This window comes from Herbaspirillum sp. 3R11, assembly GCF_004563925.1.
Classification (GTDB): Bacteria; Pseudomonadota; Gammaproteobacteria; order Burkholderiales; family Burkholderiaceae_D; genus Herbaspirillum.
Genome location: NZ_SPNJ01000004.1, coordinates 90162 through 114309 on the forward strand (window position 1 = coordinate 90162; position 24148 = coordinate 114309).

At 62.4% G+C, this 24148-nt stretch carries 25 protein-coding genes; 11 read left to right on the forward strand and 14 right to left on the reverse strand.

Annotation, left to right across the window (positions count from 1 at the left end; all coding sequences use genetic code 11):
• Window positions 1-93 precede the first annotated feature (93 nt).
• Window positions 94-459: an arsenate reductase (glutaredoxin) gene (gene arsC, locus E4P32_RS17335; RefSeq protein ID WP_116436458.1), complete on the forward strand. Its 366-nt coding sequence runs from the start codon at window positions 94-96 to the stop codon at window positions 457-459.
• On the opposite strand, the gene E4P32_RS17340 is transcribed toward arsC, so the two are convergent.
• The 6 genes from E4P32_RS17340 to E4P32_RS17365 all read right to left on the reverse strand — a co-directional run bounded on the left by E4P32_RS17340 (window position 386) and on the right by E4P32_RS17365 (window position 5835).
• Complete coding sequence (locus E4P32_RS17340) at window positions 386-1339, reverse strand: TauD/TfdA family dioxygenase (RefSeq protein ID WP_116436459.1); 954 nt, start codon at window positions 1337-1339, stop codon at window positions 386-388. The two genes, arsC and E4P32_RS17340, sit on opposite strands and share 74 nt — an antisense overlap.
• A gap of 64 nt (window positions 1340-1403) precedes the next feature.
• Window positions 1404-2243 carry an ABC transporter permease gene (locus E4P32_RS17345; protein ID WP_116436460.1) on the reverse strand — a complete coding sequence of 280 codons (840 nt, stop codon included), beginning with the start codon at window positions 2241-2243 and terminating at the stop codon, window positions 1404-1406.
• Window positions 2243-3073 carry an ABC transporter ATP-binding protein gene (locus tag E4P32_RS17350; RefSeq protein WP_116436461.1) on the reverse strand — a complete coding sequence of 277 codons (831 nt, stop codon included), beginning with the start codon at window positions 3071-3073 and terminating at the stop codon, window positions 2243-2245. The genes E4P32_RS17345 and E4P32_RS17350 overlap by 1 nt, the downstream gene beginning before the upstream one ends.
• A 79-nt stretch (window positions 3074-3152) precedes the next feature.
• Window positions 3153-3662, reverse strand: a complete 510-nt coding sequence (locus E4P32_RS17355; protein WP_116436462.1) for a 3-isopropylmalate dehydratase — start codon at window positions 3660-3662, stop codon at window positions 3153-3155.
• The gene (locus tag E4P32_RS17360) at window positions 3659-4939 is read right to left on the reverse strand and encodes an aconitase/3-isopropylmalate dehydratase large subunit family protein (RefSeq protein WP_233526766.1); all 1281 of its coding nucleotides are present in this window, start codon (window positions 4937-4939) and stop codon (window positions 3659-3661) included. The genes E4P32_RS17355 and E4P32_RS17360 overlap by 4 nt, the downstream gene beginning before the upstream one ends.
• A 17-nt stretch (window positions 4940-4956) precedes the next feature.
• Window positions 4957-5835 carry an isocitrate lyase/PEP mutase family protein gene (locus tag E4P32_RS17365; RefSeq protein WP_158559756.1) on the reverse strand — a complete coding sequence of 293 codons (879 nt, stop codon included), beginning with the start codon at window positions 5833-5835 and terminating at the stop codon, window positions 4957-4959.
• A 339-nt stretch (window positions 5836-6174) separates the two neighbouring features.
• Here E4P32_RS17365 and E4P32_RS17370 point away from each other — a divergent pair, with 339 nt between their 5' ends.
• Together E4P32_RS17370 and E4P32_RS17375 are read left to right on the forward strand one after the other, a co-directional pair.
• Window positions 6175-7113, forward strand: a complete 939-nt coding sequence (locus E4P32_RS17370; RefSeq protein ID WP_116436465.1) for a MaoC/PaaZ C-terminal domain-containing protein — start codon at window positions 6175-6177, stop codon at window positions 7111-7113.
• A complete protein-coding gene (locus E4P32_RS17375) occupies window positions 7103-8260 on the forward strand; it encodes an acyl-CoA dehydrogenase family protein (RefSeq protein ID WP_116436466.1) in 1158 nt (385 codons plus the stop codon). The genes E4P32_RS17370 and E4P32_RS17375 overlap by 11 nt, the downstream gene beginning before the upstream one ends.
• On the opposite strand, the gene E4P32_RS17380 is transcribed toward E4P32_RS17375, so the two are convergent.
• Together E4P32_RS17380 and E4P32_RS17385 are read right to left on the reverse strand one after the other, a co-directional pair.
• On the reverse strand, window positions 8257-9084 hold the full coding sequence (locus E4P32_RS17380; RefSeq protein WP_116436467.1) for an SDR family oxidoreductase: 828 nt from the start codon (window positions 9082-9084) through the stop codon (window positions 8257-8259). The genes E4P32_RS17375 and E4P32_RS17380 overlap by 4 nt on opposite strands.
• Before the next feature lie 63 nt (window positions 9085-9147).
• Entirely contained in the window at window positions 9148-10335 is a 1188-nt protein-coding gene (locus E4P32_RS17385) for a lipid-transfer protein (RefSeq protein WP_116436468.1), read from the reverse strand.
• Window positions 10336-10541: 206 nt separating this feature from the next.
• Here E4P32_RS17385 and E4P32_RS17390 point away from each other — a divergent pair, with 206 nt between their 5' ends.
• The 5 genes from E4P32_RS17390 (at window position 10542) to E4P32_RS17410 (ending at window position 15734) form a co-directional block, all read left to right on the forward strand.
• The gene (locus E4P32_RS17390) at window positions 10542-11711 is read left to right on the forward strand and encodes an acyl-CoA dehydrogenase family protein (RefSeq protein ID WP_116436469.1); all 1170 of its coding nucleotides are present in this window, start codon (window positions 10542-10544) and stop codon (window positions 11709-11711) included.
• Window positions 11711-12373: a TetR/AcrR family transcriptional regulator gene (locus tag E4P32_RS17395; protein WP_116436470.1), complete on the forward strand. Its 663-nt coding sequence runs from the start codon at window positions 11711-11713 to the stop codon at window positions 12371-12373. Before E4P32_RS17390 ends, E4P32_RS17395 begins: the two co-directional genes overlap by 1 nt.
• Before the next feature lie 2 nt (window positions 12374-12375).
• Complete coding sequence (locus E4P32_RS17400; RefSeq protein WP_116436471.1) at window positions 12376-13713, forward strand: AMP-binding protein; 1338 nt, start codon at window positions 12376-12378, stop codon at window positions 13711-13713.
• Window positions 13714-13803: 90 nt separating this feature from the next.
• On the forward strand, window positions 13804-14577 hold the full coding sequence (locus tag E4P32_RS17405) for an enoyl-CoA hydratase-related protein (protein WP_116436472.1): 774 nt from the start codon (window positions 13804-13806) through the stop codon (window positions 14575-14577).
• Window positions 14578-14657: 80 nt separating this feature from the next.
• On the forward strand, window positions 14658-15734 hold the full coding sequence (locus E4P32_RS17410) for an ABC transporter substrate-binding protein (RefSeq protein ID WP_116436646.1): 1077 nt from the start codon (window positions 14658-14660) through the stop codon (window positions 15732-15734).
• 19 nt (window positions 15735-15753) lie between these two features.
• Here the strand turns inward: E4P32_RS17410 and E4P32_RS17415 are convergent, their stop codons facing one another.
• The 3 genes from E4P32_RS17415 to E4P32_RS17425 all read right to left on the reverse strand — a co-directional run bounded on the left by E4P32_RS17415 (window position 15754) and on the right by E4P32_RS17425 (window position 18991).
• Complete coding sequence (locus E4P32_RS17415) at window positions 15754-16029, reverse strand: YkgJ family cysteine cluster protein (protein ID WP_147306550.1); 276 nt, start codon at window positions 16027-16029, stop codon at window positions 15754-15756.
• Window positions 16030-16114: 85 nt separating this feature from the next.
• Window positions 16115-18232, reverse strand: a complete 2118-nt coding sequence (locus E4P32_RS17420; protein WP_116436474.1) for a TonB-dependent receptor — start codon at window positions 18230-18232, stop codon at window positions 16115-16117.
• Between the two features lie 21 nt (window positions 18233-18253).
• Window positions 18254-18991 (reverse strand): hypothetical protein, encoded by a 738-nt coding sequence (locus E4P32_RS17425; RefSeq protein WP_116436475.1) that lies wholly within the window; start codon window positions 18989-18991, stop codon window positions 18254-18256.
• 246 nt (window positions 18992-19237) lie between these two features.
• On the opposite strand from E4P32_RS17425, the gene E4P32_RS17430 reads away from it, so the two are divergent.
• Complete coding sequence (locus E4P32_RS17430) at window positions 19238-20146, forward strand: LysR family transcriptional regulator (RefSeq protein WP_116436647.1); 909 nt, start codon at window positions 19238-19240, stop codon at window positions 20144-20146.
• Here the strand turns inward: E4P32_RS17430 and E4P32_RS17435 are convergent.
• The 3 genes from E4P32_RS17435 to E4P32_RS17445 form a co-directional block, all read right to left on the reverse strand.
• Complete coding sequence (locus E4P32_RS17435; RefSeq protein WP_116436476.1) at window positions 20140-20919, reverse strand: pirin family protein; 780 nt, start codon at window positions 20917-20919, stop codon at window positions 20140-20142. The two genes, E4P32_RS17430 and E4P32_RS17435, sit on opposite strands and share 7 nt — an antisense overlap.
• A 136-nt stretch (window positions 20920-21055) precedes the next feature.
• Window positions 21056-21334, reverse strand: a complete 279-nt coding sequence (locus tag E4P32_RS17440) for a DUF4148 domain-containing protein (protein WP_116436477.1) — start codon at window positions 21332-21334, stop codon at window positions 21056-21058.
• 91 nt (window positions 21335-21425) lie between these two features.
• Entirely contained in the window at window positions 21426-21686 is a 261-nt protein-coding gene (locus E4P32_RS17445) for a hypothetical protein (RefSeq protein ID WP_116436478.1), read from the reverse strand.
• Window positions 21687-22104: 418 nt separating this feature from the next.
• On the opposite strand from E4P32_RS17445, the gene E4P32_RS17450 reads away from it, so the two are divergent.
• Both E4P32_RS17450 and E4P32_RS17455 read left to right on the forward strand, forming a co-directional pair.
• Complete coding sequence (locus E4P32_RS17450) at window positions 22105-23322, forward strand: acyl-CoA dehydrogenase family protein (protein WP_116436479.1); 1218 nt, start codon at window positions 22105-22107, stop codon at window positions 23320-23322.
• Entirely contained in the window at window positions 23315-24145 is an 831-nt protein-coding gene (locus E4P32_RS17455) for a MetQ/NlpA family ABC transporter substrate-binding protein (protein WP_116436480.1), read from the forward strand. The genes E4P32_RS17450 and E4P32_RS17455 overlap by 8 nt, the downstream gene beginning before the upstream one ends.
• The last annotated feature ends 3 nt before the right edge of the window (window positions 24146-24148 follow it).

Sequence of the window (24148 nt, forward strand, 5' to 3'; positions counted from 1 at the left end):
CGCGGGGAGATGAAGTATTTTCAGCTGAGCCGGAACCCGAAGATCTCTGATCGGCTATGCTTGCGCACATCGTTTTTGAATCAGGGGAACACCATGTCCGACGTCACCATTTATCACAACCCGAAATGCAGCACTTCGCGCAACGTGCTTGAAATGATCCGCGCCGCCGGCATCGAGCCGGAGGTCGTCGAATACCTGAAGACGCCGCCAGACCGCGCCACACTCAAGAAGATCATCGCGGCCACCGGCGAGCCGGTGCGCAATATCATGCGCCGGCGCGGCACATCCTACGACGAGAAGGATCTGGACAACGCCAAATGGAGCGACGCGCAGTTGATCGACCTGATGCTGGAAGATCCGGTCCTGATCAACCGCCCCATCGTCGTCACTGCGCGCGGTGCTCGCCTGTGCCGGCCGGTAGAGAAACTGCAGGAAATACTGCCGCCGGCCTCGGCCTGACTGCGGCATCTTCCAACGGGAGATCGGCATCCGCAATACGCCCGCTCGGCTGTCCGAGCAGCGTGGTGCGGTACATGATGCGACGCTGGCTGTGGTCGTAATCGGCCAGCGCAATATGCATGGCGCTGCGGTTGTCCCACATCATGGTGTCGCCGAGCTGCCAGCGATGACGGTAGACGTTTTCCGGCACGACGCTATGGTCGTACAGGTATTGCAGCAGCGGCCGACTCTCTTCTTCCGTCATGCCCTCGATCGCCACCGACGTCATCTCGCTCACATACAGGGCCTTGCGCCCGCTGCCGTCGTGCACCCGCGCAATCGGCTGGTAGACCGGGGGATTGCGGCGGCGGATGTCGGCCAGCTCGTCGCTGGTGCGCACCTGCCGCGTCTCGCGCGCCGCCGTCATGTCGTGCAGCGCGTTGCGGCCGTCGAGGATGGACTGCAAGGTCGGAGACAAACTGTCCCAGGCCTTGTACATGTTGCAGAACATGGTGTCGCCGCCGACCTCGGGCAGCTCCACGCAATGCAGCAGGGAGCCTTTCGCCGGCCGCGTCGTGGTCGACAGATCGGAATGCCATTGGCGTCCCACCGCGAGGCGCTTGCCGCCTGCTTCATAGTTGGTGACCAGTAAAATTTCCGGATGCTCCGGGTGGCGAAATTTGGGAACCGCAGCATGATCATCGAGCGCGCCGAAGTGACGGCTGAACGCGATGTGCTCCTCGAACGTCAGCGGCTGGTTGCGGAACAGCAGGATGATGTGGCGATGCCAGGCATCGATCAGCGCCTGCACCGTCTCGGCATCCAGCGGACTGCGCATGTCGATGCCGATCACTTCGGCGCCCAGCGCCGACGACAATGGTTTCAAGGAAAAGCTACTCATGCTGCCTCCCGTGGATGGGGGCTACATCAGTTCGTCTCCGTCATTTTTATTTTTATCGCTGCATTCAAACGGTGGGTATGCGCGAACTGTCAGCCCAGAACAAAGCCTTGCGTTGCAGAAAACTCATCAGCACATGCAGGCATACGCCGATCGCCGACAGCACGAACAGCGTAGCGAACACGCCCGCCGTGTCGAGGTTGACGTTCATCTGCATGATGGCGTTGCCGAGTCCCTTGCGCGAGCCGAGGAACTCGCCGACGATGGCGCCGAGAATGCTGAAGATGATCGCGATATTCAGTCCCGCAAAGATCATCGGCAGCGCGCCCGGCAGGCGCACCATCGTGAAAATCTGCCAGCGCGTCGCGCGCAGCGAGCGCATCAGTTCCAGCCGCGCCGGATCGGTCGAGCGCAAGCCGCTGATGACGTTGACCAGGATAGGGAAGAAGGCGATGGTCGCAGCGATGATGACCTTCGACGTCATGCCGAAGCCGAACCACATGATGAACAGCGGCGCCACCGCCACCTTGGGCGTGGTCTGGATTGCAATCAAATAGGGGTACATCGTCTTTTCCGCCAGCGGGAACTGCGCGATCAGGCCGCCCAGCACGATGCCGAACAGCGCTGCCAATAGGAAGCCCAGCATGGCCTCGCCGAGCGTGTAAAGCGCATTGTCGAGATAGGCGGTATTGACCAGCGCCAACGCGATGTTGGACGGTGCCGGCATGATGTAGATCGGAATTTCGAAGAAGCGGATGATCGCTTCCCATACCACCACCACGGCGACGAATACTGCCGGGATCAGCAGCAGTTCGGGCCGCGCCTTGAGCGTGCGGCGCAGGCTGAAAGAGGCAGGCGCCGCAGTGACGCCGGCGTTGGTTGCGGCGCTTGTGTGCACGCTTTCCATCAGATGAACCCCTGTGTATTGAATTGGCTGCGGATGCGCTTGCTGTACACGCCGAAAGCATCGGTCGACATGATGTCGAGGCCGCGTTCGGCCGGCAGGTCGACCGTCACCAGGTCGGCGATGCGACCCGGGCGATTGGACAACACCATCACGTGGGTGCCGAGGAAAATCGCTTCCGGAATCGAGTGCGTCACGAAGATCACGGTCTTGCCGGCCTTGCGCCAGATGCGCAGCAGCTCCAGGTTCATCACCTCGCGCGTCATGGCGTCGAGCGCACCGAACGGCTCGTCCATCATCAGGATGGAAGGATCGTGGATCAAGGAACGCGCGATGGCGACGCGTTGCTGCATGCCGCCCGACAATTCATTCGGATAACGGTTGGCAAAATCGGCCAGGCCGACCATATCCAATAACTCTTGCGCGCGCACGCGGCTGGATGCCATGTCGAGGCCGAGCACCCGCGCCGGCAGCAGGACGTTGTCGATGGCGGTTTTCCACGGCAGCAGCACCGGGCTCTGGAACACCATGCCGATGTCGCGATGCGGTTCATGCACTTCTTCGCCGTTGACCTTGATCGAACCGGCCGAACGCGGAATCAGGCCCGACAGCAATTTGAGCAGGGTCGACTTGCCGCAGCCCGAGGGGCCGACGATGGTCATGAAACCGCCTTGCGGCACCGTCACCGAAATCGGACCGAGCGCCTGCACCTTGCCGCCGTCGTGGGTGGCATAGGTCTTTTCCAAGGCCTCGACAACAATGGCCGCAGGACTGTTCACAGCGTTTGCTTCTTGGCTGAATGACGTGTCTCGCACGATCGACATAACTGACATCCGGTTGACTCCTGAATGGCAAGCATCATAAAGCAAATGATTACAGCGCAAATGAATACTGCATCGGGCAAATCTGAAGCTAAGTGGTCAACTGCGACTTCACGAATTCAAGGCCGCCGCCGGCATTGACAATGTCCTGCAGGAAAGGCGCCAACGGCTCCACCTGCATCTGCTCGCCGCTGGTCGCATTGAAGATCGCACCGCGGGCGAAATCGATGTCGAGCTGATCACCGTCGTCAATGGCGTCGAGCACGTCGCTGCCCGCCATCAACACCGGCACGCCCATGAAGATCGCCAGGCGGAACGGCCCACGCGACAACGACCGCACCAGCAAGCCGACGCCGAGCGCCTTCATCGCCAGGAAGGGATGGCTGTGGTTGCTGCCGTGGGCGAAGTTGCGACCGGCCACGATGACGTCGCCGGGCTGCGCCTGCTGCGCGAACTCGGGCCGCACTTCGGTCAGAAGATGATGGCGCAGCATGCGCGGATCGAACTCGAATACGTGACGCGCCGAGATCAGCTGGTCGCTGGAGATGTCGCTGGAAAACTTCCATGCGCGCCCGCTCGTGGTTTTCCCGACCGCAATCATGCTGCGCCCCCTTCGGCAAGCGCGGCAAAAGCACGCGGATCGGTGATGTGGCCCGTAATCGCCGACGCCGCCACGGTCATGGCGCTGGCGAGGAAAATCTCCGCCTCGTTGCTGCCCATGCGACCCGGATCGTTGCGCGTGCTGGTGCTGATGCGGCGTTCACCCGCGGTCAGTCGTGCGATGCCGCCAAAGCAGGGACCGCAGGTCGATGGTGAAATGGTTGCGCCGGCGGCGGTGAGTTCGGTCAGCAGGCCTTCCTGCAAAGCCTGCTGGAACACTTGCTGCGTGGCGGGAATCACCAGCAGGTTTACATCGGCGTGCACCTTGCGGCCGCGCAGGATGGCGGCGGCGGAGCGGATGTCTTCAATCGAGCCGGACACGCACGAGCCGATGTAGGCATGCTGGATGACGATGTCGGACATCGCCTGCGCTTCGCGTACATGGTTGGGCGATGGCGGGATCGACACGCGCGGCGTCAGCGTCGCCAGGTCGATATCGATGGTCATGGCGTACTCGGCGTCGGCGTCGCTGTTGATTGACGCCGGCGCTTGCAGCTCAGCCGAATCGGCCACGCCATGCGCGCGCAGGTAATCGATGCAACGCTGGTCGACGGCGGCGATGCCCGACTTGGCGCCGGCGTCGACGCACAGGCCGCAGATCGTCATGCGCTCCGGCACCGACAGCGTCGACAAACCTTCACCCTGGTATTCGATGACGCGATAGCTGGTGGCTTCGTCGTCGAGTTGCTGCATGGTCGCCAGCACAATGTCGCGCGCCGCCACACCGGGGCGACAAGCGCCGTGCAGGCGCACGCGGATGGTCTCGGGCACCTTCATCCAGATCTGTCCGGTGGCCAGCACCATCGACACTTCAAACCCGAACGGCACCGACAAGGCGCCGACCGCACCCAGACCAGGCGCATGGCTGTCGGCGCCGGCGGCGAACATGCCTGGCGCAACCAGGCCCTGCTCCACCATGAGGGGATGCGTGATGCCGACACCGTCGAAGAAATGGCCGACCGACCATTCCTGCGCCAGCTGGCGCGTGAGCTTGTTGCGCTCGGCGCCGGCGACACTGTGCACTGGCACTTCGTGGTCGATGATGACGGCGACGCGTTCGGGATGCGCCAGTTTCGTGACGCCGATTTCGCGGATGCGTTTGATATAAGCGGAGAACGACACCTCCGGCGCCGTCACCAGGTCCGGACTGGCCCAGATGATGTCGCCGTGCTGCACACGGTCCTTGCCGCTGGTGCGCGCAAGGATTTTCTGCGTCATGGTTGCGCCCATAGCAGTCAGCTCCCTTCGTTCACTTGCGTCGCCAGTTCTGCATCGAAGGCGGCGGCGCGTTCCACGCCGACCAGCCGGCCGACGTCGGCGAACTGCGCCATACCGTCGACCAGTTGCACGGTGTCGCCGCTGGCGAACATGCTGCGCAACATGTCCTGCTGCGCCTTGAAGGTGGTCTGGATCAGCGACAGCGGATACAGCGACATGGCGAAGCCGGCGGCGGCCAGTTGCTGGCGTGTGTAATTGGGACGGACGGTTTCGGCGGCGACGTAGATCACCGGGATCTTCACGCTCGACGCCACCGCCTCCAGCTCGGCCGGGGTGCTCAGCGAGGGCGCCATGACGGCATCGGCACCGGCGCGTTCCATGGCCTTGGCGCGCACGATGACTTCTTCCAGACCATCAATGGTCATGGCGTCGGTGCGGCCGATGATGACGAACTCGCTGCTCTTGCGGCCTGCCCGTGCAGCCTTCAGGCGCAGCGACATTTCTTCGATCGGCACCAGTTTCTTGCCGGCCATGGCGCCGCATTTCTTGGGCATGATCTGGTCTTCGAGATGCAGCCCGGCGATGCCGGCTTTCTCGAAGGCGCGTACGGTTTCGACGATGTTGGCCGCGCCGCCGTAGCCGGTATCGGCGTCGACCAGTACGGGAAGCGAAACCGCTTCGGCGATGCGCGTCGCCTGCTGCACCATGTCGGTCATGGTGAGCAGGCCGATGTCGGGCTTGCCGTAGCTTGAGGCGAGCGAAAATCCTGTCATGTAGGCGGCTTCAAAGCCGGCCTGTTCGATCAGCAGGGCGCCGAGCGCGTCGTAGCAGCCGGGCACCGGCACGGCGCCGCCACGCGCCAGCATTTCGCGGATCAAGGTCCCTGGATGTTGCATCTGGTCTCCGTTGGTAGCGTGTCGGTCAGGTATTGACTCAGGTATCGACTCAGGTATTGCGTCAGGTCTGTACTTTACCTGCAACACGCCCGGCTCGCACATGTTGCCGTGCTACGCCCGCCACTCATTTTTCACTTCTGGTTGACTTCAATTAAATATACTTAGTAGTATGCGAATGTCAAGGACGATTCGTCAATTCCTTAGCCGCATTGCGGCACCCTTCCGACGTGGAAGACGTTGTCACGGTCATCAGCATCGACAACTTCCATCGCCCTGCAGCAGCATTATCAGGTTCAGATCCAGATTCATGTCCACAAGCGCCACCTTCGACGAGGCCACATGACGATCGACTATCGCAAGCTGATGCACTGGAAGATTCCCATCGCGCGCCAGCACGTGCGCCCGCAGGATTGCATCCTGTACGCGCTTGGCGTCGGTCTCGGCGCCGATCCGCTCGACCGCGACCAACTTCATTACGTGTACGAAGAAGGCCTGCGCGTGCTGCCCACCATGGCGACGGTGCTGGCCTATCCCGGCTTCTGGATGAAGATGCCCGATACCGGCATCGACTGGACGCGCGTGGTGCACGCCGAACAGCAGGTCATCCTGCACAAGCCGCTGCCGATATGCAAACAGCTGATCGGCGACACCCGCATCGTCGATATCGTCGACAAGGGGCCGGACAAGGGAGCGCTGATTTACCAGGAACGCGTGGTCACCGAGGAAGACAGCGGCGAACCGGTCTGCACCCTGCGCATGACCACCATGTGCCGCGGCGATGGCGGCGTGCAGAACATGCCGACGGCAGCATCTGGCCACCTTCATCCTGCGCCGGCGCCGTTGCCGGAACGTCCGGCGGACTTCTGCATCGACCTGCCCATCCTGTCGCAGGCCGCGCTGATCTACCGGCTGTCGGGCGACGGCAATCCGCTGCACGCTGATCCGGAAGTCGCCTTGCGCGCGGGATTTCCGCGACCGATCCTGCACGGTCTGTGCACCTTCGGCGTGGCCGGCCACGCCTTGCTCAAGGCCTTGTGCTGGTCGCCAGAGCCGGGACGCCGCATGGACATCCGCTCGATCGGCGCACGCTTCTCGGCGCCGGTCTATCCCGGCGAAATGCTGCGTACCGAAATCTGGCGTGAGGGCAACGACGGCAACCACATCGCGTTCCGCTGCAGCGTACCGCAGCGTGGCGTGGTGGTGCTCAACCATGGCGCAGCCCTCATCGCCGCGCACGCCGACACAAAAAACCGCAAGGAAGTCCTCCATGGCGCTTGACCAACAAACCCGCAAACAATTTGTCACGGCGGTGGAACGCTTCGTCGCCGAACGCCTGCTGCCGAACGAGGCGCTGGTGGAAGAACAACGGCGCGTACCCGACGACATCCTCGGCGAGATGGCCGCGCTCGGTCTATTCGGCCTCAGCATTCCGGAACGGTGGGGCGGACTCGGGCTCGGCATGGAAGATGAAGTCGCGGTGCTGATTGCACTGTGCCGAGCCAACCTGTCGTTCCGCTCCGCCATTGGCATCAACAACGGCGTCGGCTCGCACGGCCTACTGACGTACGGCAGCGACGCCCAGCGCGAGCGCTACCTGGCGCGCATGGCGGCGGGAGAAATGATCGCGGCGTTCTGCCTGACCGAGCCGGACTGCGGCTCCGATGCGGCAGCGCTGCGCACCAGCGCGCGCCTGGATGGCGACGAGTGGGTGCTCAACGGCGTCAAGCGCTACATCACCAATGCCCCCTCGGCCGACGTCTTCACCGTGATCGCGCGCACCGATGCCGACCGCCGCGACTATCGCGGCCTGTCCGCCTTCATCGTGGAACGCAGCGCACCCGGCCTGAGCATCGGCAACACCGACCGAAAGATGGGATTGCACGGTTCGCACACGGCTGACGTGATCTTCAGCGATTGCCGCATTCCCGCCGACGCCATCATCGGCGAGCCGGGACTCGGCTTTGCGCTGGCGATGTCCTCGCTCAATCGCGGCCGCCTCGGCATCGCCGCCGCCGCCATCGGCGCCGGCCGTCGTCTGATCGAAGAAGCGCTGGACTACGCCACCGAACGCCGCGCCTTCGGCGAACCGATCGCGCAACATCAACTGGTGCAGGCGATGCTGGCCGATTCGGAAACCGAACTGCTGGCCGCGCAATGCATGGTCGAACATACGGCGCGCCGTTTCGACCAGGACCTGCCGGTGATCAAGGAAGCCTCGTGCTGCAAGTTGTTCGCCACCGAAACGGTAGGCAAGGTCGCCGACCGCGTGCTGCAGATTTTCGGCGGCGCCGGCTTCATGGGCGATTACCCGATCGAACGTATTTACCGCGACGTGCGCGTGATGCGCATCTACGAAGGCACCTCGCAGATCCAGCAGCTGCTGATTGCGAAGCAGATGCTGAAAGAGCATGCGAAGAAACGCTAAGGACGACCGCCGCCGCAAATGACGATCTGCCCGCTGATGTAGTTCGACTCCGGAATGCAGAACAGATACACCGCGCCCGCCGCTTCCGCCGGCGTGCCGGCGCGGCCCATCGGGATCAGGGTTTCCAGGTTCTGCATCAGTTGCTGGTTGACGCCAACCTTGATCTCGTTGCCTGAAATATTGATGGTGGCGTCGTCGCCTGCCGTCGCTTCGGTCAGGCGCGTCTTGATCAGGCCGAAGGCGACGCTGTTGACGTTGACCTTGTAGCGTCCCCACTCCTTGGCCAGCGCCTTGGTGAGGCCGTTGATGGCCGACTTGGCGGCGGAATAATTGGCCTGGCCCGCGTTGCCCATGACGCCCGACACCGACGAAATGTTGACCACCTTGCGGAATACTTCGAGGCCTTGCGCAGTTTCTTCCTTGGCGGCGCGGCGGAAATATTCCGACGCCGCGCGCAGGATGCGGAACGGCGCCGTCACGTGCACCGCCATGATGGCGTCCCATTGTTCATCGGTCATTTTCTGGATCACGTTGTCCCAGGTGTAGCCGGCATTGTTGACGATGATGTCGAGCCGGCCGAAGCTATTCAATGCGGTGTCGATGAAACGCGTGGCGAATTCGGGGGCTGTGACGTCGCCGCAGCACACCGTGGCGCGACCGCCGGCAGCAATGATTTCCTGCACGACGCTCTCGGCCATTTTTTCATCGAGATCGTTGATGACCAGCGCTGCGCCATCGGCAGCCAGCTTCAACGCGATCTCGCGTCCGATGCCGCGGCCTGAACCGCTGACGATGGCGACTTTACCTTCGAGCTTCTTGTGCATATGGTCTCCTTGACGACACGATCTACGCCGCGCTTCATGGGTTGATGACGGACAAGCTTCAGTTCAGTTGGTTTTTTCGTAGATGGTGACGACGCAGGCGCCGCCCAGGCCGAGGTTGTGCTGCAGGCCCCAACGCGCGCCGTTGACCTGACGCCGCTCGGCCTGGCCGCGCAATTGCCAGGTCAGCTCCGCGCATTGTGCGAGGCCGGTGGCGCCGAGCGGATGGCCTTTCGACAGCAGGCCGCCGGACGGGTTGGTGACGATCTTGCCGCCGTAGGTGTTGTCGCCGTCGAGGATGAATTTCTCGGCGGTGCCGGGCGGTGTCAGTTGCAGCGCTTCGTAGCTGATCAGTTCATTGGCGGTGAAGCAGTCGTGCAGCTCGACCACCTGGATGTCTTCGGGTCCGACGCCGGCTTCGGCGTATGCGCGCTCCGCTGCGATGGCTGCCATGCCGTAGCCGACCAGCTTGCGCATGTCGCCGCTGTCGAAAGAATCGGGCCGGTCAGTGGTCATCGCCTGCGCCGCGATGGCGACGCTGGTGTCGAGATTGAACCAGCGCGCGAAACGCTTGGAGCACAGCACCGCCGCCGCCGCGCCGCAGGTCGGCGGACAGCATTGCAGGCGCGTCAGCAGGCCGAACACGGTCGGCGACGCCATGACTTCTTCCAGCGTGACGGGCGTGCGGAATACGGCGTAAGGATTGTTGGCCGCGTGTCGGCGCGCCTTCACCGAAATTTGTCCGAAGGTCTCCGGTGCGATGCCGTATTGATCGAGATAGTCCTGGCCCGCGCCGCCAAAAAATTGCGGCGCGCGCGGCAGCTCCGGGTCATAGCCGCGATTGCTTGCCATGGTGTCGAGGAAGCGCTGCAGCGGCGCCGGCCGGTCGGTGTAAATGGTGCGCAGCGGGCCCGGCATCATCTGCTCCACGCCGATCACCAGCGCGCAATCGATGGCGCCGCTGGCGATCGCCTGGCGCGCAAGAAACAACGCGGTGGAACCGGTCGCACAATTGTTGTTGACGTTGATGATGGGCAGACCCGAGAGGCCGACTTCGTAGAGCATCGCCTGGCCGACGGTGGAGTCGCCGTAGACATATCCTGCGTAGGCTTGTTCGATCGCCTCGTAACGGATGCCGGCATCGGCGAGCGCGGCGCGCGCAGCGGCGGCGCCCATTTCCACATACGACGCACTGGTACTTGGCTTCGCAAACGGCACCATGCCGACACCGGTGACATAGACTTTCTCGCTCACTGCCGCCTCCTGGCCCGATCGGGCATGTTGAGCTGCGTCAAAACAGAATTTTTGTTCGCGTGTACAGTATGCGAACGCGTGTTCGAAAATAATGCGGAATGATATTTGACTCTATTCATACTACTTAGTATATTAAGATGAAGTCAATATAAGAAAGCCGCTCTACAACAGACTGACCGCCGGGCCTTCGGCGCAATGGAGAGACGATGGCGATTATTTGGGATCCTTCCCTCGACCCTGACGCAAGCAAGTGGCGCGACATTGCGCGCCGCCTCGCCCACGATCAGCTGGCGCCGCGTGCCGCCGGCATCGACCGCGATCAGCGCTATCCCCACGAAAATGTCGAAGCCCTCCATGAGAGCGGCATCGCCTCGATGTTCATCCCCAAAGATTACGGCGGCGGCGGCGCTTCCCTGACTGCGTTCTGCGCCGTGATCGAAGAACTGGCGCAAGCATGCGCGTCCACCAGTGGTATTGTCGCAACCCTGCAGCTGGGTGCCATGCCCCTGCTGCGCGCCGGCACCAATGGACAAAAAGACACCTATATCCGCGCCATGGTAGCCGGACGCAAATCGATTTCGTTTGCGCTCAGCGAGCGTGAAGCCGGCTCCGATCCCTCCAACATGCAAACTCTCGCCACACCGGAGAACGATGGCTGGCGGCTGCGCGGCGAGAAGCGCTGGATCGGCGGCGGCGGCGAGTGCGCGTACTACGTGGTATTTGCGCAAACAGAACCGGGCGCAGGCCGGCGCGGCATCGCCGCCTTCATGGTGGCGGCCGACGCCGAGGGCGTGCGCGACGATGCGCGCGAAGACAAGATGGGCATGCGCGGCACCGTCAACAGCACCGTCGTGCTCGACACCTGGGTCGCGGCCGATTGCATGATTGCGGCGCCGGGCAAAGCACTGCGCCTGGCGCTTGAAGCGCTCAACGTCGGACGCGTTGTTGTAGCAGCACAATCGAACGGTATTGCACGCGCCGCATATGATGCAGCAGCACGCCGGGCGGCGGTTCGCACCACCTTCGGCCAGCGTCTGCTCGACCATCAGGGCATAGGTTTCAAACTTGCAGATGTCGCAACTCGGTTATCCGCAGGTAGAATGCTTGCATACGAAACCGCCCGCAGTTTTGATACTGGTCAGGATGTCGCGCTTATCGGCGCTCAAGCGAAGTTATTCTGTAGCGAGGCTGCTCACGATGCAGTCGATATCGGTGTACAGGTATTTGGCGGAGAGGGTTTCGTGAAACCTTCGCTCGTGGAGCGTCTTTATCGTGATCAGCGCGCCACCGAAATTTATGAAGGTACTTCGGAGATCCAGAGACTGGTGCTCGCACGGGCGATTCATGCCGAGTTCAATAATGAGGAGCAAGCATAATGAAGGTCGACACAGCACGTCACACATCGACAAACAATGAATTCGCCGGAGATGATTCGGACCCGCGCAGCGAGATCCTCGACGCTGCCGCGCTGGCATTCATGACAAAAGGTTATGCCGCCACCAGCATCGACGATGTCGCCGATATCCTCAGCGCCACCAAGGGCAAGATCTACCATCACTACCGCAAGAAAGCCGACCTGTTCTTCGACGTGCACAAGCGCGGCATGGAAATGGACCTGGCCGCGGTGCAGGAAGCCGCGTCGAAATCCCACGCACGGGCCATCGACAAGCTGCGCGCAATGACACTGGCGCACATCACCGTGATCATGGACCACCTGCCCTACCAGCGCGTCGCCGTGCAAGGCCTGGAGATGCATCTGGCCGGCGAGACCACCGCCGCCCAGCGCGAAGTGCTGTCGGAAATCCTGGTGCTGCGCGATCAGTACGAGAACCTGTTCCGCGACACCATCCGCCAGGTCATGGCCGAAGGCCACGCGCCCGACCAGGACCTGCAGATCGTCGTCAAGGCCTTCTTCGGCGCATTGAACTGGACCACCATCTGGTTCCGCCCGCGCGTCGACCAGACCGAAGACGAAAAGCTGGCGGTCGCCAACTCCATCTCCACCTTTGCGATTCGCGGTCTCGGCGCGGAGCAATAATCATGCGCTCCGGTGCGCTGATCGCCGCCGCGCCCGTGCATCTCGATCCCGCCGAAAGCTGGGATCGCGCCACGCTGGAGGCATTCCAGCTGGCGCAACTGCGCGTGCAACTGGCGCGGCTTGCCAGGGACAGCGCGTACTATGCGCCGCTGTTCCGACAGCTGGACTGGAACGTCGGCGAGCTGCGCTCGCTGGCCGACCTGAGCAAACTTCCGTTTACCACCAAGCCTGATTACATCAACACGATCGGCGCGCAGACGCCGTTCGGCAGATTCATGACCGTGCCGCAGGACGAGGTGCGGCGCATGCACTTTTCCTCCGGCACGACGTCGGCGCCCTCACCGCAGTTCTGGAGCGAGCACGACCTCGACCGCTGGGCCGGCCTGTACGCGCGTCACGCGCGTGCGCAGGGCATCGGTCCCGGCGACATCGTGCAATGCATGTTCAGCTACACCTGGTTCGTCGGCGGCCTCGGCGCCACGGCCGGTTACCAACGTGCCGGCGCCATGGTGATCCCGGCCGGCAGCCAGGATACCGAACGCCAGATCAATACTTTATTCACCTACGGCAGCACGGTGCTGTGCGGCACACCGTCCTTCATCACCCATCTCGCCGAAGAAGTGCGCAAGCGTGGCCGCGACCCTGCCGCCTCGACCGTGCGCAGCATCATGATGGGCGGCGAACCCGGCGCCAGCATCCCAGCCACGCGCCGGCGCATCGAGGCATTGTGGGGCGCACGCGCCTACGACGCTTACGGCTGCCTTGAATTCCAACCCATCGCCGGCGACTGCACCGCGCAGGCCGGACCGCACCTGGCGGAAGATTTCGCCTACGCCGAAATCGTCGATGCCGAAACCGGCGCCGCCGTTGCCGACGGCACGCCCGGCGTGCTGGTGCTGACCCATCTCGACAAACAAGCCGGCCCGCTGGTGCGCTGGTGGACCGGCGACATCGTGGTGCGCGACTCCAGCCCGTGCAGCTGCGGTCGCACGCATGCACGCCTGGTCGGCGGTGTACGCGGCCGCGCCGACGACATGCTGGTGGTGCGGGGCGTCAACGTGTTCCCTTCTGCAGTCGAGGAACTGGTGCGCGCCACACCCGGCCTCGGCGACGAATACCAGCTCGTCATCAACGGCTCGGTGCATGACGCCGCCGGCTTCATGAAATCGATTCACGTGCGCGTGGAGCAGACCGATACCGCCGCCGATACATCACGACTGGCGGCGCAACTGACACAGGAAATCAAACAGCGCCTGCAAGTCGGCGCGCACGTGGAAGTGCTGCCGCAAGGCACTCTCGAACGCAGTACGCACAAGGCAAAACGCGTCGTCAGGGAATAAAAAAACAAAGAGATCCACTGACACGGTAACAAAACAGCAGCAAAAAAACACCATCGGCGCAGGCCATCCTGACGCCAGGGAGGAGCGGACATGCAAAGCATCGTCACCGTGGAACGCAGCGACGCCGTCGCCTGCGTCACCATGAACCAGCCCGAGCGCCGCAACGCGCTGGCGCCGGAAATGCGCGAGGCCCTCACCGAAACCCTGGAGCGCCTGGCCGGCGATGTCGATTGCCGCGCCATCATCCTGGCCGGCAGCGACCGCAGCTTCTGCGCAGGCGGCGATCTGTCCACCCTGCCCGCCGGCGACACGCTCGCCAGTCGCAAGCGCATGACGCTGGCGCACCGCCTGCTGCGCACCATCACCGACATGCCCAAACCGCTGATCGCCGCCGTCGACGGTACTGCCTTTGGCGCCGGCATGGGCCTGGCGCTGGCCTGCGACTACGTAATGTGCAGCGAACGCGCACGCTTCTGCACCGCCTACTCCAACGTCGGATTGATGGCCGACATGGGCCTGCTGTGGTCGCTGCCGCAACGCGTCAGCGCCGGGCAAGTGCGCCGGCTGCTGTACACCAGCGTCGTAGTCGACGGCGAAGAAGCGCTGCGCCTCGGCCTCGCCGACCAGTTGGTGCGCAGCGACGAATTGCAGCAGGCCGCACTCGACCTCGCTACGCAGTTCGCCGCCGCCCCGCCGCTCGCGGTCGGTCTCACCAAGGCCGCGCTGGCGCGCCTGCCGGGCTCGCTCGACACGGTCATGGGGCTGGAACTGGACGGCCAGTTGCAATTGTTTTCGAGTGCAGATTTCACGGAAGGGCGGCATGCCTTCCTGGAGAAAAGACGGCCGCATTTTCAGGGTCGCTGAAGTGAAATGATCAAATTGACACGTACCTGCGAGTATCTGCAGGTACGGATAGGATGCTGGACTTCACCTACGAGGAAATCATGAAAAGATCAGTTGCCGCCCTTACCTGTGCCGGTGCCGCCGCCGGTGCGCTGATGCTTGCCCCCGCAGCGGTCAATGCGCAGGCCCGTGAAAAAGTCACCATCGCCATCGGCACTGACGTGCTCGACGCCTCGCAGGTCAACAACACCTCGCTGCCGATCTACACCAAGTGCTGGGAAAACGCCGGCCTCGACGTCACGCTGCAGCCGACCAATTCCACCACCGCCATGCAGGCGGTGCTGACCGGCCAGGCCGACATGGTCAACATGGGTCCTGCAGCAGCCATCATCGCGCGCACCAAGGGCGCGCCGTTGAAGGCGGTGTACCTCAACATGCGCCACAACTTCCAGTTCCCGGTGGTGCTCGACTCGTCACCGGTCAAGACCATCAACGACTTCAAGGGTAAAACCATCGGCGTGCTGTCGTACGGCTCCCAGATGGTGCAGATCTTCAAGGGCATGCTGACCGAAGCCGGCATCAATCCGGACAAGGACGTGACGTTTGTGGAAACCGGCTCCGGCGCGCAAGCCGTGACCGCGCTGTCGAAAGGCCGCGTCGACATCTGGGGTACCTGGGATTCGCAGATCGCCACGGCGGAAAACATGGGCCTGAAGCTGCGCCGCTTCTCCTCGCCGTTCGCAGAGAAACTCAACTTCGGCGGCTCCTACTTCGTGCGCGACGACATGATCACCAAGCGTCCGCAGACCATCGAAAAAGTCTTGCGCTGCGTGGCTATGGGTTCGGTGACGGCGCTGGCCAATCCGCAGGGATCGCTGAAGGTGCACTGGAAAGTATTCCCGCTGACCAAGCCATCCAGCCTCGACGATGCTACAGCCATCAAGCAGGGCCTGCACATCATCCAGACACGTGGGGAATTCCTGAAACTGGAACCGGGCGTCAAGTGGGGGGAAATCCCGATCAGCGCGGTCGCCAACATGGTGGCGTTCATGAAGGCCAACAACGTCATCCAGACCAGCCCGAAACTGGAAGACCTCTACACCAACCAGTTCATCCCGGCGATCAACAACTTCGACACCGCCAAGGTGGTTGCGGCGGCCAAGGCGCTGCCGCAATAAATACGGACAGCGATGCGCGTCAGGCCGGAACCGTGTTCCGGTCGGGCGCGGTCAGCCGCTCCAGCGTCCCCAGCCACTGCATCGCCATCTCGCGGCCATCGCCGCACATCTCCGCCGACGCCTGCAATCCCGAGCAACACGCGGGCCGTTCCGGCTGACCGAAAATCGCACAACGCAAGTCATCCATCAATTGCACGCAAGGCACGCCCGCCGGCTTGCCGTTCGGCATGCCGGGTATCGGACTGGAGATGGAAGGCGCAGTACAGCACGCGCCGCAGTTGGGGCGGCAGTTCATTGCGATATGGTGAAACCAGAAACGAGAGAAGGTCGGCATTGTACCGCCGATTGAAAATGCTTCTCCCCTCCCACGCTTCCTCCGCTTAAAAGCGATAGCGCATCGATAGATTCACCTGCGTCTTGGCGACCGGATCGATCAGCAGCCCTGCCGTGCTACCCACCGCAACTTCGCTGCTGTACTGATGCGGCTGCAGGACCAGACTGGCGGTCCAGTCGACCTTGCCGACCGAATACGTGCTGCGCAGGTCGTAGCGCGAGTACGGCCGCGAATAGCTCTTCACCAGCGGCGTCCCCGAGAAATACGGTACGCCCGAGATGAAGTAGGCGTCGGCGTTGAACAGCAGTTTGCCCGCAGCAAATGGCGTCGCGTACGCCGCACCGGCCTTGTAGGTATCGCGCGGCACCGACAAGTCGCTGGTGGTGCCCGGCGCCGCACTGTTGATGTGGGCGCGGATGATGCGGCCGAAGCTGCCGTAGATGCTGAAGTCGGGCGTGAAGTCGTAGCTGCTCTCCACCTCCCAGCCGTCGCGCGTGGTGTTGCCGACCGGGCCGAACACGTTCGGAGCGATCTGCGCGATTTCATTGTCGTTGACGGTGTGATAGCTGGCCGCGGACATGTGCCATTTCGACGTCGCGCGCAAGTTGAAACCGAAGTCGTAGGACGTGACCTTGGACGGTTTGAGATCCGGGAACGACGATCCGCCATTCGCCCCCAACGGCCCCAACGCACCGCTCGGACTCAGCTCGCTCTGCGCCGGTGAACGGAAGCCGCTGCCGCGATTGGCAAACAGATCGATGCTGCTGACCGGCGTCCACACCACACCGAATTTGGGCGTCGCCACGGATTGCTGGTAGCTCAAGGACGCGGCCGGCAACTTGCGGTTACTGATGTCGTAGTCGAAGGAATCCAGTCGCAGGCCGGCCAGCAGTTTGAGACTCTCGAACGGCTTGTACTGGCCTTGAGCGAACACGCCATACGTCACCAGATCGAGATCCTGGTCCAGGCTGTAGTTGGCGCCGGGCAGGCTGTTCGGCCAGTTCTGATTGAGCGCGGTGCCGACGTCGCGACGCACATCCGCGCCGAACGCCAGCGCCGCCTTGTCGCCGAACAGCATGTCGTAGACGCCGCGCGCACCCATGATGCGGCGATCGTCCGCAGCCACGTTCAGGGCCGTGGCGCTGGCGCCGGTGGCGCGGCGGCGCTCGTAGTCTTCCACATAGGCCGAGACGCGCAAGCCTTCAGCGCCGCTGGCCGGCGCGCGCGACAGCACCAGGCTGCCGCGCCGGGCGTCTCCCCACAGCGGCGGCGAGCTTGGATCGCGTTGTGTATCGCTGACCTTGCCGCTGCGCAGGTCATTGACGTTGAGGAAGCCGGCGGCGTTCCAGTCGGACTTCTGATACGCGGCGCGCACTGCCCACAGGCTGTCGCCCTGGATCATCGACTCCTTGATGAACAGGCTGCCGCGCTCGCCGTCGCTGTTGGCGCGGAAGCCGCCGATCTTGTACAGGTCGGCCACGACCAGCGACTGGATCGGTCCCGATTTGCCCGATATCACAGCGTTGAGCCGTTTCGATCCCTGGCTGCCGACGCTGATGGCTATGCTGTTTTCGGCGACGTTGCGCGTGGTGATGCTGACGGCGCCGGAGCGGTTCTGATCACCGTAGAGCGCCGAGAATGGTCCCTTGATGACATCGATGCTGTCTATCATTTCCGGGGTGAGCCAGGACATGTCGTTCATGCCGTGGTTGATCGCCGAGGACGGCAGGTTCTGCGGTACGCCATCAATGTAGACGGCCGTGTCGGCGCCGTGTGACGAGCTGAAGAATCCGCGCATCTTGATCGAGTTGCCGATGTCGCCCTGGTCCAGCGTGTGCGCCATAACGCCGGGTACGTGCCGCAGCAGGTCGGAGATATCGCGGCCGACATTGGTGCGATCGATCTCGGCGCGATCGATTACGGTGACGCTGGTCGGCAATCCACTGGTCTCGTTGCTGACGGCGGATTTGACGACATTTCTGCTGTCGCTCTTGCCGGCGCTCACGGAGATTTCCGGCAGGCTGGATTCGTTGGTTTGCTGGGCAGAGACGGCGATACTGAAGCTTGCTGCAAGCAAACCCAGTGAATAGCGTGACGTATATTTTTTCGATGGCAGCGTCTTGCCGCGCAGGCGACCTGCGGCCTGCCGGATTTTATTGTTCATGGTCCTTCCCCTGGCTTGTTTTTAGTGGTCGTGATCGTGTGCGGCGTAGTCGGGCGTGAAGGTCTTCGGACCTTTTGGCTGCACCACGGTCAGGCCGAGGCGATGGCGGATGCGCTCGAAGTGTTTGCCCTCGAAGTCGCCGCTGACGTCTTCGAAGCAGGTCGCCTCGATCACGTAGTTGCCGCGCCATGGCGTCGCGATGGTTGCCAGACCTGCGGCGTCGGTGCGCAGATCGGTAATCCAGCCGTTCGGGGCGATCAGCTTGGCCTTGAACTTTGCCAGCGGCGCACCTTTGAAGCTGAATTTCAGTTGATTGGCGACGCCGGTAGGAACCGCATCCAGATCCAGCGCGGCCGGAAAGACGCGATCGATCTGTACGTGACGGACATAGAAATTGAGTTTGAGAATGCCGAGCTTGTAGGCGCTCAGGTCCTTGACCGGCACCGAGACGTCCTGTCCGATCAGGCTTTCGTTGGCGGAGAGCGCCGGCGCGGTGGCGAAACCGTCGTGCGTCTTCCTTGCCGTGCGGGACGTCGTGACGACGTCGTCTTTCTTGTGCTGCTGCACGCTGAGGGTCAGGTTGGCGAATTCGTCGAGCCGACCCGGCGAAGCTTCACGCACGTTTTCGTCGACGCCGCCGAAGTAGATCAGATTGCCTTTGGATGTGTTTTCGGACCAGAGATAGTGCGCTTGCGCAGGCAGCGAGGCGAGCAGGGACAAGGCCGCGCAGATCAGTGCGGCCGAAGTGATTTTTTTCATATTGTCGTGAAGAAGGAAGCGGATGGAAGGTCGTGCGTAGCTCGCTCCGGCGTCTGGCTGGCGAAATCAATACGCACTCATTTTGCAACAGTGTTGCATTATGCCCGCATTACAATCCATTTGCAACATAGTTGCAAATTACGATTGAATCACCCCGATGCCACACTCCATACGCCGCGCGCGCCGCTGCGGCATAATCCCTCAGACAACATCAAAGATCGCATCACGATCAACAAGGGAAGGCGCATGACGCAAGATCTGAACGACCTCTATTACTTCGCGCAGGTGGTGGACCATCGCGGCTTCGCCGCCGCCGGTCGCGCGCTGGGCATTCCCAAATCGAAACTGAGCCGGCGCATCGCGCAACTGGAAGAACGCCTCGGTGCACGCCTGATCCAGCGTTCCACGCGCAGCCTGTCGGTGACCGAAATCGGGCAGAGTTATTACGAGCACTGCAAGGCGATGCTGGTGGAAGCCGAGGCTGCGCAAGAGGCCGTCGAACGCAATCGCGCCGAACCGCAAGGCACGGTGCGGCTGACCTGTCCGGTGGCGTTGCTGCATGGTCGCGTAGGCGTGATGCTGGCTGATTTCCTGATCGAACATCCGCGCGTGACCTTGCAGGTGGAGTCGACCAACCGGCGCGTCGACGTCGTCAACGAAGGCATTGACGTCGCACTGCGCGTGTTGTTGCCGCCGCTGCAGGACAGCGATCTGGTGCTGAAGATTTTTGGCGTGCGCCACTGGTGCTTGACCGCCAGTCCGACCCTGCTGGAAAAATGCCGCGTCCCGGAAGTGCCGGCCGACTTGCACCGTTTTCCCAGCATGAGCCTGGCGATCCCGGTGGAACAGCATGTCTGGCATCTGGAAAACGCCGACGGCGAATCTGCATCGATCCGTCACACGCCGCGCCTGATGACCGACGATGCCACGGCGCTCAAGCGCGCAGCAATCGCCGGCGCCGGCATCGTCTATCTGCCGACCATGGTGGTGATTGATGAATTGCGCAGCGGTGCGCTGGTGAAGGTCTTGCCCGAATGGTCGCCGAAATCCGGCATCATCCACGCCGTGTATTCGTCACGGCGCTTCCTGTTGCCGTCGGTGCGCCAGCTGATCGACTTCCTCGCCAAACGCTTCGACGAGCTCGAAGACTACTGAAGCACCGCGCTGCCGACGTCCAGAGGGTCGCCGCTCAACAGCAGCGCCGTGGTATCCGCGCGGGTTTCCAGGAACAAGCCGCTGCCGGGACGATCCAGCATGACGACTTCGCCGCCCAGCGCTGCATGGTCGCCGTTGATCAGCACCGATCCGCTCAGGATCGCCAGCAACAGCGTGCGACCTTCGACGGTCTTGAATTCACTCGTGCAGCGTGCATTCAACTGCAATTCCCATACATCGAAGGCCGACGTGGTCGGCATCGCGCCACGCCGGTTCAGGCAATCGCCTGCGATCACGCGGATGCTGCCGGCGCCGTCGGGCAAAGCGATGGAGGGGATTTTGTCGGCGGCGACAGTCTTGCCGGTGCACGACAAGGACGCCTGCGTCGGCGCATCTATCCACAACTGCAGCACTTGCGGCGACGCTTCACGCTTGCCGCTGCGATTTGCGGCCGCACGAAAAATTCCAGCATCCTGTTCGGCGGTCACGCTGCGGTATTGCACGTCGCCGGCATTGAGGACCTGCTTCTTGCCATCGGCGTCGACATATTCCAGGCGACCTTGCTGCACCATGGTCAACACTTTGCAGCCGCGATACAGCTGGCGCGCGCAGACATCCGGTGCGGTGCTGTCCGCCGATCCGACATGATCGAGCAGCAGGAAGGGGCTGACGTGCTGCCCCAGCATGCGCTTTGAAAACAGCGTATGCGCGAGCAAGCCGTCGCCGATGCGATGCTGCCTGGAACTGCTGTAGATACCGAGGATTTTTTTCATGATAAGCGCCGGTTCCGAACTGCGAACCGGCGTTTCCGATGATCCGCCGACAAGACCGGAAGGCGGGGTTCGACCGGTCTTGTCAGCGTTGGGAAATTGCTCAACGATTGTTGATTGTTCAACGATTGTTCAGCGATCAGGCGCCGTTGAAATCTGTACCGCCATGTTGACGGGCTTGCTTCAGTTCCTCAACAACAGCCTGACGCGAGACGGTCGACTTGTGCTGCACTTCAACCGGATACACGTCGTTGTTGATGATCTCGCCGTTGGCACGCGCTTGCTTCAATTCTTCGATGACCTCGGCACGGGTCTTGTGCGAGACGAATTGCGTTTCAGGTGGATAAACTTCTTCAGCCATGGCGCTGCCGACGATGGAGAGGAAAAGCAGGCCGCTGGCGATTTTCTTGATATTCATGATGGTTCCTTGGTGAGGTGGTTTGCTTGCTGCCGGGCTTCTCATGAAAGCCGGCAACGGAAATATTGGTGTTGCCTGGTAGCGCCGGGGATTAACGCAGATACAGCGTTTCGGTGTAAGTCAGCGGCTCGTGGCGTGCCAGCTTTTGCTGGATTTCCTGACGCTTGATCGAGGACTTGGTAGGCGTCTTTGCGGTTTGCTGGATGCTGACCGGCTGCGCTTGCGCAGTGTCGGACGGTTCGTTGGCGGCCAGGGCGCTGCCGGCGGCGAAGGTGCCGGCGACGGCGACCAGCAGGACGGCGGCGGTGAGTTGCAGGACGCTGCGGTCCAGACGTGCGGTAGTGGTGTTCATGGTGATGCTCCTTCTTTGCATTGTGTGCGTTGTTAGCGTTGTGCTTGTGGCAACGAAGCGTTCGAAGCCTTCCGGTAAAGCGCAGCGGCGTTTGCTGTAGTGAGGTGCAAGTGCGACTGCTTGGACTCAAGTGTAGGTTTTGCATTGAAAGTGCACTAGGAGGCAAAATCCGGATTCATCGTTCTATCAGTAGAACGATGAATCCCCTTGAATTCCCGCCTTCCGTCCGCGAACGGGGAACGCCCTCGCGCCGCGCGGTAGCGCCCGGCCTTCTGCAGGAGGGCATATGGATATCTGTTTATCTTCGTTATCAAGCGAGTTTTGCTGCCAGATAATCGGCGCTTGAATGTACCGACTTGCTTCGTCGCAAGTCCGTGCGCATTCCGATCATCGCGAAGCAGATAACCCGAGGCAACCCATGACCCAAGCATCACATCCGCCGTCGTTCGACGCCTTGCTGGCGCGTTTCGAACCCATCTTCGCGCGCATCGCGGAAGGCAGCATAGCCCGCGAGAACGACCGCGACCTGCCGTATGAAGCCGTGCAATGGCTCAAGGACGCCGGCTTCACATCGCTGCGTGTGCCGGTCGAACATGGCGGCAGCGGCGTCACGCTGCCGCAGTTCTTCAGCCTGCTGACCCGCCTGGCGGAAGCCGAATCGAATCTGCCGCAGATCCTGCGCGTGAATGCCGGCTTTACCGAACTGCTGCTCGAGCGCAAGGACGACGACGACACGCGCCACTGGCTCGGCGTGATCGGCAAGGGCGAGACCTTCGGCGCGGCCGCCTCGGAGCGCACCGGCACCACCGGCAATTCGGTCACGGTTACGCCCGATCCGGACAAGCGCGCCGATCACTTCCTGCTGAACGGCGAAAAATATTATTCGACCGGCACGCTGTACGCCGACTGGATCCTGGTGCGTGCGCACGACGATGAGTCTGATCTCAACGTGCTGATCAAGAGCAACACGCCCGGCGTGACGCGCGTGGACGACTGGGACGGCTTCGGCCAGCGCCTGACCGGCAGCGGCACCACGCGCTTCGACAAAGTCCTCGTGACGCAGCAGCAGATCCTCGATCGGTATCACGTCTCGCAACCGCGCCGCAACACCATCATCACCGCGTTCTACCAGACCGTGCACCTGGCCACGCTGGCCGGCATCGCGCGGGCGGTACAACGCGACGCGGTGGCGTTCACCCAGGCGCGCACGCGCACTTTCGGCGTGCCGGGAGTCTCCAGCCCGCGTGAAAATCCACTGGTGCATCGCGTGGTCGGTCGCCTTGCCAGCCTGGCGTGGTCGGCGGAACAACTGGTCAACGCCGTCGCCAGCGCCATCGACAATGTCCATCAGGCGCGCCTGGCCGGCACCGCCAAGCCCGAGGATTACATCGCGCTCGACGTGCAGACCTTCCAGGCCCAGCAGGTCGTGATCGGCCAGGTGCTGGAAGCCGCCACGCTGCTGTTCGAAGTCGGCGGCGCTTCCGCCACCAGCGACAAACGCCGGCTTGATCGCCATTGGCGCAATGCGCGCACGCTGGCCTCGCACAATCCGGCGACGCAGCGCGAAGCCGCCATCGGCGACTACCACCTCAACGACAATCCGCCCAACGAACGCTTCGGGGTGTCTTATGCGTAAGCACACATTGCGTGGTCTGTTGGGCGCGCTCGTAGTGAGCAGCGTTGCGTTGTTCGCCGCACAAGCATCGGCCGCCCCACAAAAGCCGGAGCTGCGTGTGGGCTTCGTGCCCGGCCCTTACATCGACGAGTTCAAGGTCGGCGTGCAACCGGAGCTGGAAAAGAAAGGCTACAAGATCAAGTACTACGAATTCAGCACCGGTCTTGAGGCCAACAGCGCGGTCTTCAAGGGCGACATTGATGCCAACGTGATGCAGCACTCGGTGTTCCTGAAGTCGTACAACGAGCGCAACAAGACCGACCTGGTCGGCATCGTGCAAGTGCCGACGCCGCCGATGGGCCTGTATTCGAAGAAGCACCGCAGTCTCGACGGCATCAAGAAGGGCTTCACCGTCGCCGTGCCGAACGACCCGGTCAATCTGCAACGCGCGCTGTGGATCTTGCAACGCCTGGGCTGGATCAGGATCAAGGAAAACGCCAATCCGGTCGACGTCACCGAACTCGACGTGGTCGAGAACAAGGTCGGCCTGAAACTGGTGCTGCTGGAAAACGCCCAGGGTCCGCGCGCGCTGGACGATGCCGACTTCGCCGCAATCCAGGGCAACTTCGCCATCTTCGCCAAGCTCAAGCTATCGGAGGCATTCATCCTGGAAGACATGACGCCGGCCTACATCAACGTGCTGGCGGTCAAGAAGACCAGGCAGACCGACCAATATGCGCGCGACATCGTCGAGGCCTATCGCTCCGACACATTCCAGAACGCGATCCGCGCCGATCGCTTCTATGACGGCTTCCGCCTGCCCGATTATTTCAAGACCAGATAAGCC